This is a genomic window from Parabacteroides sp. AF18-52, from assembly GCF_003479145.1.
GTDB lineage: Bacteria > Bacteroidota > Bacteroidia > Bacteroidales > Tannerellaceae > Parabacteroides > Parabacteroides faecis.
The window spans coordinates 225,488-237,124 of record NZ_QUGR01000003.1; the positions used below are offsets into that span (position 1 = coordinate 225,488).

Annotated in this window: 7 protein-coding genes; 5 read left to right on the top strand and 2 right to left on the bottom strand. The window is 42.2% G+C overall.

What is annotated here, in order from left to right; genetic code table 11:
• Positions 1-16: 16 nt before the first annotated feature.
• A complete protein-coding gene (locus DWX23_RS07740) occupies positions 17-3,076 on the bottom strand; it encodes a TonB-dependent receptor (RefSeq protein WP_122352950.1) in 3,060 nt (1,019 codons plus the stop codon).
• Positions 3,077-3,628: 552 nt separating this feature from the next.
• On the opposite strand from DWX23_RS07740, the gene DWX23_RS07745 reads away from it, so the two are divergent.
• From DWX23_RS07745 to DWX23_RS07760, 4 genes are all read left to right on the top strand, one after another.
• Entirely contained in the window at positions 3,629-5,575 is a 1,947-nt protein-coding gene (locus DWX23_RS07745; protein WP_122352951.1) for an ABC-F family ATP-binding cassette domain-containing protein, read from the top strand.
• Positions 5,576-5,729: 154 nt separating this feature from the next.
• A complete protein-coding gene (gene nagA, locus DWX23_RS07750) occupies positions 5,730-6,896 on the top strand; it encodes an N-acetylglucosamine-6-phosphate deacetylase (protein ID WP_007658849.1) in 1,167 nt (388 codons plus the stop codon).
• A gap of 33 nt (positions 6,897-6,929) precedes the next feature.
• Positions 6,930-8,096: an N-acetylglucosamine-6-phosphate deacetylase gene (gene nagA, locus DWX23_RS07755; RefSeq protein WP_122352952.1), complete on the top strand. Its 1,167-nt coding sequence runs from the start codon at positions 6,930-6,932 to the stop codon at positions 8,094-8,096.
• 171 nt (positions 8,097-8,267) lie between these two features.
• Complete coding sequence (locus DWX23_RS07760) at positions 8,268-9,464, top strand: PLP-dependent aminotransferase family protein (RefSeq protein WP_122374057.1); 1,197 nt, start codon at positions 8,268-8,270, stop codon at positions 9,462-9,464.
• Here the strand turns inward: DWX23_RS07760 and DWX23_RS07765 are convergent.
• Entirely contained in the window at positions 9,456-10,868 is a 1,413-nt protein-coding gene (locus DWX23_RS07765) for a PLP-dependent aminotransferase family protein (protein WP_122374058.1), read from the bottom strand. The genes DWX23_RS07760 and DWX23_RS07765 overlap by 9 nt on opposite strands.
• Positions 10,869-11,119: 251 nt before the next feature.
• Here DWX23_RS07765 and DWX23_RS07770 point away from each other — a divergent pair, with 251 nt between their 5' ends.
• On the top strand, positions 11,120-11,587 hold the full coding sequence (locus DWX23_RS07770) for a nuclear transport factor 2 family protein (protein WP_158607058.1): 468 nt from the start codon (positions 11,120-11,122) through the stop codon (positions 11,585-11,587).
• The last annotated feature ends 50 nt before the right edge of the window (positions 11,588-11,637 follow it).

Here is an 11,637-nt window from a genome sequence, read left to right on the forward strand (position 1 = left end):
GTTTAAGCGTAAGAAATTAGAATGAAACTTTTAAACCTAAAGACACCTTTTTAACATTACCGTAATAGGCTCCGCGATTGGAAGCCGGAGCTTCGGGATCGATACCTTCCAAACCACTGAATGTTAATAGATTTTCACCGGATAGGTATACTTTAACCTTGTCGACTCCTATCTTTTGAGTAAGAGCAGACGGAATATTATATCCTAATGAAATATTTTTCAGACGAACATAAGATGCATCCTGTAACCAGAAAGAAGAGGTTGAAAAGTTTACCTGTGAATCTTTGGTGATACGAGGATAAGAGGCATTGTGATTATCAGGAGTCCAGCGATCCAGGTGACGTTCCAGTACTTTTCCGCTATTGTAGAATGCATAAGCGGATTCTCCTGTATAATAACCATCTACATCGAAGGCTCCCTGGAAAAATGCAGAAAAGTCGAAATCTTTGTAGAAGAGACTTATATTCAGACCTCCTGTCCATGACGGCTTATCTTTACCGATCACTTTGCGGTCGTTCGCTGCATCGATTTTACCGTCACCGTTCAAATCGCGATATTTAATATCTCCCAGTTGTTCTGTTCCGGTACGTTTCGCATCGTTCGCTAATTCTTCTTCCGTATTGAAATAGCCGATAGCTTCGTAGCCGTAGAATGAGCCTAAAGCATATCCTTCAAGGTACCAGTATTTGCTATCATCCGGATTTTCACCTTCCGTTCCACACATATCTGTAATTTTATTTTTTACATAGGCGACATTCAGGTTAATAGCATAGCTGAAATCTTTATTGATCCGGTTATTATGGAAAACGCTTAAGTCAAAACCTGTATTTTGCATGCTACCTGCATTTTGTGCCGGAGCATCCATGCCGAGGACACCCTGCACCGGCAAATAGAGTAACATATCTTTGGTTTTCTTTTTGTAGACTGACAATTCAAATCCTAAACGGTTATTCAGGAAACCTGCTTCCAGGGCTGCTTCGTAATTGGTTACTGTCGCCCATTTTAGCTCGGAGTTTACATAACGTGATTCATAGGCTGTAGAGTAAAGAGAATTGCCAAACATATAGCTGCCGTATGCATAGGTAGGGATAGCCGGATAGATATCGTCGTCTGCAAGTTCCTCATTACCGGTTTGTCCCCAGCCCAGGCGCAGCTTCAAGTTGCTCAGCCAATTGATATCGGCATCTTTTACAAAACTTTCTTCCGTAATACGCCATCCGGCAGAAACAGAAGGGAAGTATCCCCAGCGTGAGTCTTTCGGGAAACGGGAAGATGCATCGGCACGTAGATTAGCTTCAAACAGATATTTGTCGCTGAAATCATATTGGATACGTCCGAAATAGGAGCGTCGTGCAATTTCGTGGCCTCCGTTTGTATTTGTCTGGGAAGACTTGTCCAATGTGTTCAATGACTCGGTAAGTTCATCGTTTCCACCACCTTTACGGGTAGCCTCCGTATATTTGTATTTATAGTAGATTTGTTCAAAACCGGCTAATACGGCAAGCGAATGTTTTCCGAAAGTTTTGTTATAATTAGCCAATACCTGCGTTGTATACCAGTTCCAGTCATAATATTTTTGATATCCTTCGCGCAGACCGGAGTTATAAGTATTGTTACCGGTACCATATTCCAGTAGTTTTTTGAACCCCTCATTATTACGGGTATCGTTGCGTACAGAGAATAAGGCTTTGACATTCAGTTCCGGTAAAATATTGACTTTGGCGTAGGCTGTTGCGTTGAGCTGCTGGTCTGTTTGTCGTGTAAATCCTGTATTGTTCAGATGGGCAACCGGGTTATTGAGGCCACTATAATAATATGTACCGTCTTCATTATAGACCGGAACGGTAGGAGACAAGCGGTTTGCATATTGGCGAAGCGAAGCATATCCTTCCCATCCGTCATTTTTAGTACCTCTATAGCCTGAAACATTCAATCCGGCATTCAGCCATTTATTGATGTCGCTGTCCACACTGATACGTCCGTTGAAACGATCGTATTTGTTTACATCGATCAGGCCATCCTGGCGTGTATATCCGATAGAAGCATTGTAACTTGTTTTTTCAGAACCTCCGTTGATGGAGAGGTTGTGATAAGTTTCCATTGCATTCTTTTTGAATGTTTCTTTATACCAGTCTGTGTCAGGCAGAGTTCCGTTTCGATAGTTTTCAATATCTTCGTCTGTGTAGGGGAGAATGGCATTGGGATTTTCATTTTTGACTGCTTCGTTATATAACATAGCATAGTCTCCCGATCCCAGGAATTTTAACAATGCAACAGGAGATGTCCATGCGACGGAACCGGAGTAGTTGATACGAGCTTTATCTCCTTTCTTACCTTGTTTAGTCGTGATCAGTATGACACCGTTTGCAGCCTGTACTCCATAAATAGCGGAAGATGCGGCGTCTTTCAATACAGTGAGGCTTTCGATATCCTGCGGGTCGATCGTGTTCATACTACCGGGTACTCCGTCTACTATAACCAAGGGGCTACCACCGTTGATGGAGTTTGTACCACGGATGGTAATACTGGCCGTCTGTGATCCCGGAGCACCAGAGCTTTGTATGGCAGTTACACCTGGTATCTGGCCGGCTAAAGCGGCAGATACACTCGCTACACTTCGTGATTCAATAGCTTCGGCAGAAATGTGTGCGACAGAACCTGTCAGGTTTGCTTTTTTCTGTACTCCATAACCGACAACGATCACTTCATCCAGCGCTTGAGAATCTTCTTTCAGGACAATTTTCCCTTTTGAAGCTTCGGATGCTTTGATCTCTAATGTTTTGAATCCAATACTACTGATTACCAGCATGTCCGTAGGATTTGCCTCGATTGTAAATTTTCCATCTAAATCGGTTACAGTTCCGTTTGTCGTGCCTTTAACAACAACATTGGCGCCGATGAGCGGCTCATTCATTCCACCATCAAAGACTACTCCACTTATGGCTTTTTTCTGTTGGGTAATAGATACTTCTGTTGTAATGGCGTACAAGGAAGAAGTGGTTACTGAAACAGGAAAAGCAAGTGCAATTAAAAGCAAAGGGAGTTTGTTTTGCTTTAAAATAGACCTGTAATTCATGTGTTTTTTAATTATGATTAATATTAATACTGTGTAATTAGTATGGAGTTCCTGTAGAACTATATACTTTATTTCTTTGGTAATCGGTTGTATTGTAGTTGTTTGTGGTTTTACGTATGTCTTTTTATTAAAACAGGTTAAGATAAATGCAATGAACGTATTTAACGTTTGGGGGTATTTTTATTAAGAAGAGGTCTAAATTTTAAATATTTATAGTATACATATTAAAAAAATACTATATTTGCAGTGTGATTATTAAATAGTTCTACAGGAACTATGTCATTTACAGACTTTCCGCTTTCTATTCCCCTTTATTTAAGTATAAGAGTCTTTTTACCGGAATATTGATTATCAAACAGTCATTAGTTTATCTGGTATTTGGGGGTATCATGTGTGATAATTAAATGCTTCTTCTCTATTTTAGATGAATTAACTTTCCTTTAAACCTTCAGGAAGCTCTGTATATTTGATAAATTCCGGACCTCTTACTATATCCATTAGTATATTGTCAAAATAGAAATTGTATCTTTGTGCCCGTAATACAGAATAAATATGATTTCGGTTGAAGGACTAACAGTTGAATTTGGCGGATTTACGCTTTTTGATGACGTTTCGTTTGTGGTAAATAAGAAAGACCGTATCGCACTGGTCGGAAAGAACGGGGCGGGAAAATCTACGATGTTGAAGATCTTTGCAGGCTTGCAGACTCCGACATCCGGGACAGTGAGTGTTCCTAAAGAAACAACGATCGGTTATCTGCCGCAGCAAATGCAGTTAACCGATAGCCGTACGGTTCGTGAGGAAGCGGAGCAAGCTTTCGGACATATCCGGGAAATGGAAAAAGAGATCGAACGGTTGAACCTGGAACTGGCAGAGCGGACTGATTATGAGACTGAATCATATCAAAAACTGATAGACAAGGTAACGCATCTTTCTGAACATTTTCAGTTGCTGGGGGGAAGCAACTACCATGCGGAACTGGAACGGACTTTGATCGGATTGGGATTCAAGCGTACTGATTTCGATCGTCCGACCTCTGAATTCAGCGGTGGATGGCGTATGCGTATCGAGTTGGCAAAGTTATTGCTTCGCCGGCCGGATGTATTGTTGCTTGATGAGCCGACCAACCACTTGGATATTGAATCTATCCAATGGCTGGAGAATTTTATAGCTACCCGCGCCAATGCGGTGATTTTGGTTTCCCACGACCGTGCCTTTATCGATAACACGACTTTCCGAACGATCGAGATCGAATTGGGAAGCATATACGATTATAAAGTCAAATATTCCGAATATGTGGAACTCCGTAAGGAACGCCGCGAGCAACAACTTCGTGCTTTCGAAAATCAGCAGAAGAAGTTGGCTGATACGGAAGCCTTTATTGAACGGTTCCGCTATAAGGCGACGAAATCCGTTCAGGTGCAGTCGCGTATCAAGCAGCTGGAAAAGGTAGAACGTATCGAAGTCGATGAGGTCGATACGGCGATGTTGAGCCTGAAGTTTCCGCCTGCTCCCCGGTCTGGTTCTTATCCGGTGATCATGGAGAATGTGGCCAAACGTTACGGTGATCATCTGATATTTAAAGATGTGACATTGACTATAAACAGGGGAGACAAAGTGGCTTTTGTCGGTAAGAACGGAGAAGGTAAGTCTACGCTTGTAAAATGCATCATGGATCAGATCGACTATGAGGGCAAATTGCAGTTGGGACATAATGTGAAGATCGGTTACTTTGCACAGAATCAGGCACAGTTGCTGGACGATAACCTGACGGTATTCGATACGATAGACTATGTGGCAGAGGGAGATATACGTACCAAGATACGCGATATACTCGGAGCTTTTATGTTCGGTGGCGAAGCGTCTGATAAGAAGGTGAAAGTATTGTCCGGTGGAGAACGGAGCCGTCTGGCTATGATCCGCCTTTTGCTGGAGCCTGTCAATCTCCTGATTCTCGATGAGCCGACCAACCATTTGGATATGCGTTCGAAGGATGTTTTGAAGGATGCATTGCGTGAGTTCGACGGGACTGTGATCGTTGTTTCACATGACCGCGAATTTCTGGATGGCCTGGTCGATAAGGTCTATGAATTCGGAAACCAGCGCGTCGTGGAACATTTGGGTGGTATCTACGAGTTTCTGGAAAGAAAGAAAATGGACAGTCTACGCGAATTGGAGCGTACTGCACAGGTCGCTTCTTCTACAACGGATACGGAAGTGCAGCCTACGCAAAATAAGTTATCGTATGAAGCACGCAAGGAGCAGAGTAAAGCGATCAAGAAAGTAGAAAAAGCTGTCGCTGAAGCCGAAAATAAAATAACTGAACTGGAAAACTCCATAGCTGCTATCGAAGCCAGGCTGGCTACTCCGGAAGGTGCATCCGATACCTCTTTATATAATGATTATTCATCATTGAAAAAAGAATTATCTGACACGATGGATACATGGACAGAGTTGACCATAGAGTTGGAAGAATTGAATGAAAAAGCGTCCCGGTGATCCGGCGGCGCTTTTTTTGAAATATATTGATTGAAGAGGGATAGCATTAAATAAAAAGTATTTACATTTGTCAGTGGTAAGCTTCGGCTTATTATACCATGAGTTTGAACTGATTGATAAATAACAAACGCCTAATTTATATAGACAAAATATTATGTTGACTCAAATTATTAACGGTCGTATCCTGACACCACAGGGCTGGATGAAAGATGGTTCTGTTCTGATTAGTGATAACAAGATTCTGGAAGTGACCAACTGTGACCTGGCCATAGTTGGTGCGAACCTGATTGACGCCAAAGGAATGTATATCGTTCCGGGCGGAGTGGAAATCCATGTTCACGGTGGGGGTGGACGTGACTTTATGGAAGGAACGGAAGATGCGTTTCGTGGTGCGGTGGCTGCCCATATGCAACATGGTACGACCAGTATTTTCCCGACTTTGTCTTCTTCAACGATCCCGATGATACGTGCGGCAGCAGCTACTACTGAAAAGTTAATGGCTGAAAAGGATAGCCCTATCCTGGGTTTGCATCTGGAAGGTCATTATTTTAATATGAAGATGGCAGGCGGTCAGATCCCTGAAAATATCAAGAATCCGGATCCCGAAGAATATATTCCTTTACTGGAAGAAACGAATTGCATCAAACGTTGGGATGCAGCTCCGGAACTGCCGGGAGCTATGCAGTTCGGTAAATATATTACTTCTAAAGGTGTGCTGGCTGCTGTCGGTCATACACAGGCTGAGTATGAGGATATCCAGACTGCTTACGAAGCCGGCTATACACATGCTACGCACTTCTATAACGCGATGCCTGGTTTCCATAAACGTCGGGAGTATAAATATGAAGGTACGGTGGAAAGTATCTATCTGATCGATGATATGACAGTGGAAGTGGTGGCTGACGGTATTCATGTTCCTCCGACGATCCTTCGTCTGGTATATAAAGTAAAAGGGGTGGAACGTACTTGTTTGATCACGGATGCATTGGCTTGTGCTGCAAGTGACAGCCAGGTGGCTTTCGATCCTCGTGTGATCATCGAAGACGGGGTTTGTAAATTAGCCGACCGTTCGGCTTTGGCCGGTAGTGTGGCTACTATGGACCGTTTGATCCGTACAGTGGTACAGAAAGCAGAAATTCCTTTGGAAGATGCTGTTCGTATGGCTTCTGAAACACCTGCCCGTATCATGGGAGTTTACGATCGGAAAGGTTCTTTGCAACGTGGTAAGGATGCCGACCTGATGGTCTTGGACAAAGATTTGAATGTACGTGCTGTCTGGGCTATGGGAAAATTGGTGGAAGGTACCAATAAGCTGTTTTGAGAATTGAAAGTTGAAAATTGAGAATTGAAAGTTATGTTAACACAAATAATAAACGGACAGATCCTGACTCCACAAGGTTGGTTAAAAGACGGTTCTGTTCTGATCAGTGATGGTAAAATACTGGAAGTAACAAATAGTGACCTGGCAGTGATAGGGGCTACGGTGGTAGATGCCAAAGGAATGTATATTATTCCGGGTTTCGTTGCTATGAATATACACGGCGGCGGCGGTTATGATTTTAAAGAATGTACGGAAGAAGCTTTCCACGGAGCAGTGAACGCACACATGAAATATGGTGCGACTTGTATTTTCCCGACATTGGCCCCGCTTCCCATGACTGAAGTCAGGAAAGGGGTTGCTTTATGTGAAAGTGTGATGGCAGAGAAAAATAGTCCTGTGTTGGGATTACAGTTGGAAGGCCCCTATCTGAATCCGAAGATGGCAGGCAGTTTGTTGACGGATGCTTTGAAAGATCCTGATCCGGATGAATATAAATCGTTACTGGAAAGTACGAATTGTATTAAACGTTGGGATGCAAGTCCAGAATTACCGGGAGCTTTGGATTTTGCCCGTTATGTCCGTTCAAAAGGTCTCTTGGCAGCCGTTTCTCATACAGAGGCTGAATTTGAAGATATTAAAGCAGCTTATGAAGCCGGTTTTACGCATGCGGCTCATTTTTATAATGCTATGCCCGGGTTCCACAAGCGGCGTGAATATAAATATGAAGGAACGGTAGAAAGTGTGTTCCTGGAAGATGATATGACAGTGGAAGTGATTGCCGATGGCCGTCACTTGCCTTCAACAATCCTGCGTCTGGTTTACAAACTGAAAGGTGTGGAACGTACTTGTTTGTCTACAGATGCTTTGGCTTATGCAGCTAATGAAGGAAAGCCGATAGATGATCCCCGTATTATTATCGAGGATGGCGTTTGTAAACTGGCAGACCATTCTTCGTTGGTTGGAAGTATAGCTACGATGGATGTGCTGGTTCGCACCATGGCACAGAATGCGGGTGTACCTTTGGCTGATGCGGTTCGTATGGCTTCCGAGACACCTGCCCGCCTGATGGGGGTTAGTGATCGTAAAGGTTCTTTACAACGTGGCAAAGATGCTGATATCGTTATTCTGGACCGCAAATTGAATGTCCGTTCTGTTTGGTCGATGGGACATTTGGTGGAAGGAACGAATACATTGGCTTAATCAAAGCGTTATGATTCTATATAATGAGCTCGGTATTGTACCGGGCTCATTTCATTTTATCTGTACCTATCAATATAGATAAAATTATATCTGTTTCTGTTTTGCTTTTGTGGTTTACTTTGCAATCTCTACCTATATAATAAGGTTTTAATCAATAAACAGATAAATAGTATGCAGTTACAGTTTGCAAGAAGGATGTCCGATATAAAGGCTTCGGAAATAAGAGAAATACTTAAAGTGACAGAGAAGGAAGATGTTATTTCTTTTGCGGGGGGACTTCCGGCTTCTGAACTTTTTCCAATAAAAGAAATTGATGAAGTTAGCCGGGGCGTTTTGAAAGAGTCGGGAACGAAGGCACTTCAATATACTACGACAGAAGGGTATGCCCCTTTAAGAAAGTGGATTGCCGACCGGATGAATACCCGGTTAAGTACTTCTTTCGATGAGGATAATATCCTTATTACACATGGTTCGCAACAGGGATTGGATTTATCCGGTAAAGTCTTTCTGGACGAAGGGGATATTGTTCTGTGTGAAAGTCCGACATATCTGGCTGCTATTAGCGCATTTAAAGCATACGGATGCCATTTTATCGAAATACCTACAGATGGGGATGGCATGGTCATGGATTTTCTGGAAGATGTTTTAAAGAAAACCAACGGCATTAAACTGATATATGTAATACCGACTTTCCAGAACCCGACGGGAAAAACCTGGAGTCTGGAAAGACGGAAACGATTGGCGGAATTGTCAGCTAAATATAGTATTCCTGTAGTAGAAGATAATCCGTACGGCGAGTTGAGGTTTGAAGGAGAATCATTACCTTCTGTCAAGTCGTTCGATGCAAAAGGGAATGTCTTGTGTACAGGAAGTTTTTCCAAGATATTCTGTCCCGGTTTCCGTATCGGCTGGATTGCCGGAGATAAAGAGATTATCCGGAAATATGTTTTAGTTAAGCAAGGGGCAGATTTACAATGTAATACAATTGCTCAAATGATCATTGCCGAATATCTGAATCAGTATGATATAGACGAACATATTAGGAAAATCATAGCGATCTATCGGAAACGCAGAGATGTGGCAATAGAATGTATAGGGAAATATTTTCCTGACAATATAAAATATACCCGGCCGGAAGGAGGTTTGTTTACGTGGGTAGAACTACCTGAAAATATTTCGTCACGCACGATTTTGGATACATGTATAGAGAAGAAAATTGCTTTTGTGCCCGGAGATTCCTTTTTCCCCAATGGAGGTAAAGAGAATACCTTCAGGATCAATTTCTCTAATATGCCGGAGGAGAAAATAGATGCCGGTCTTCGAATGATCGGAGAGGTAATCAGAGAATATATCGATGGGTTACATTGATTTTTTGATGATCTCTCCCAAGGTCTTTAAACGTTCTTCGAGGATAGGAGTCCATTGATGTCCGTAACTCAGGCGCATGCAGTTATTGAATTGATCCTGTAAGGTAAACATTCTTCCGGGAGCAATACTGATCTTTTGCTGCATCGCCTGATAATATAGTTTGGTTGTATCGACTTTTTTATCCAGTTCTACCCACATCATAAATCCACCTTGTGGATGAATGATTCTGGTTTCTTCCGGAAAATAATCTATAATGGACTGTACAAAATGGAGACTATTGGCGTGTAACTCTTGTCTCAATTTGCGCAGGTGGTTTTCGTATCTGTCATTTTCCATAAAGTTGGCGATGGTTTCCTGATTCAAAGGCGGTGTGGATATTAATGTAATGTTCTTTTGTCGAAGAACTTCCTTTTTGAATTTGCCCGGAGCGATCCAACCGACACGATACCCGGGCGCCAATGTCTTTGAGACGGAACAACACCATAACACTAGCCCTTCTTCATCGAAAGCTTTACAGGGACTGGGACGGGAATTTCCGAAAAAGACGTCACCATACAGATCGTCTTCGATCAGCGGTATATGATGGTCTGCCAGCATTTTCACCACAGCCTTTTTATGCTCTTCGGGCATACAACTTCCTATCGGATTACTGAAATTGCTGATCAGTATGCATGCCTTAATTTGTGGCAGGACTTTCTTTAAAGCATCCGGTTCGACTCCGGTAACGGGATTTGTCGGTAACTCTATAACACGGAGTCCCATGCTGTTTGCCAGTTGAAGTAAACCGAAATATACAGGACTTTCGACAGCAATTGTATCTCCTTTTTGTGTGGTGGCCGACAAGGCTAATGAGACAGCATGGCTAGCTCCTGACGTAGTTACGATGTCGTCTTCGCTCAAAAGTCCGTTCCAGTTATATGTGAACCGGGCAATGTACTTTCTTAATTTAGGACTGCCTTGTGTATCCTCGTATCTTGTTCCGGAGCCAGGAAGTGAACGCATCGCTCTGACCAGCTCCTTATTAAGTTTGGCTATCGGCAATAATATATCTTCCGGTACGCCCAGAGAGAGACGGGTGATCGACAAACCTTCTATGGTTCGATACACTTCCGATATCAAATCGTTGTTTTCTTCGGCAGCATATTTGATCCTGGGCTGGGTCGTAGTAGGGGCAGATAGATGTAAAGGCTTGTAATTAACGAAATATCCGGATTTGGGGGAGGCGAGGATAAAACCTTCTTTTTCCAATTCATAATAGGCTTGTATGGCCGTATTCAGGCTTGTACCGTATTCTCTGCTTATCGTGCGTAGAGAAGGAAGTTTGTCTCCAGGTTTCCATATTCCTGTTTTTATTTGCCAGGCGATCGTCTTTGCGATCTTCTGATATAAAATTTCACCTTTCATATTCTGTATGTGTCCTGCAAAGATATGAAAGACTTTCGAAGAACGATAAGACGCGGAATTAATTTGGTTATAATGGAAGACTTACGAGAGGAACGTTTTTTATGTAGCTAAACAAAAAAATTGAAGAAGATAACCCTATTTCTGGTTTAATCTGATATATTTGTAAAATATCCGTTTACTATTGACCTGAGTAACTTGTGGATACAGATAAAGATATTCTGATATTATTACTAATGAATAAAACGAAAAGTATGAGAACTTTATTTTGCTTATTTTCTATCTTGATTATGTCTTGTTGTGTCGGTTTAAATGCATATTCACAGGAACTGACGATTGAACAAAAAGAAAAGATCACTTCTGAGATTGTAACGGCTTTTGAAAATAGTATTAATGCTGCAGAAAACCTCGATGCAAAATTACTGGCAGATTGTGTAGACGATAGCTTTCAATCCGGCTTCATTATCAATGGACGTTTCTTCCCGCTTTTTAAAGGAGTAATGGACGATTTTAATGGAAAGGCGATAGGTTGTAAGTCCCAAAAATTGGCCGTCATTAATAAAAAGATTACCGTTTTAGGAGAGAATACCGCATTGCTCACCGCATCCGGAGATTATTCTTTATACCTCGAAGACGGGCGTACCCTAACCGGCAAATTTGCATGGACTATTGTTTATTCGAAAATAAACGGACAATGGAAAATCGTCCATAGCCATATGTAAAATACCCATTGGCGGAATGTGTTGGATTGATTTGGAAACAAAGAGAAAGG